The 334-nt window shown below is 44.0% G+C and carries 1 pseudogene; it reads left to right on the top strand.

Annotated elements, in window-relative coordinates:
- Window positions 1–334, top strand: a pseudogene (gene mnmA / locus AB4653_RS28985) (tRNA 2-thiouridine(34) synthase MnmA); the annotation flags it as partial.

Here is a 334-nt window from a genome sequence, read left to right on the forward strand (position 1 = left end):
GTCCGGCGGTGTAGATTCGTCAGTATCGGCGTATCTTCTTCAGCAACAAGGCTATCAGGTAGAAGGCCTTTTCATGAAAAACTGGGAAGAAGACGATAACGAAGAATACTGCACGGCAGCTGAAGACCTTGCTGATGCTCAAGCGGTATGTGACAAGTTAGGTATCCACCTTCACACTATCAACTTTGCAGCAGAGTACTGGGATAATGTATTCGAGTACTTTCTGGAAGAATACAAAGCGGGTCGTACACCGAACCCAGATATCCTTTGTAACAAAGAAATCAAATTCAAAGCATTCTTAGAGTTTGCGGATGAAGTATTAGACGCAGACTAC

The organism is Vibrio sp. 10N.222.48.A3, from assembly GCF_041475345.1.
GTDB classification, from domain to species: Bacteria; Pseudomonadota; Gammaproteobacteria; order Enterobacterales; family Vibrionaceae; genus Vibrio; species Vibrio tasmaniensis_A.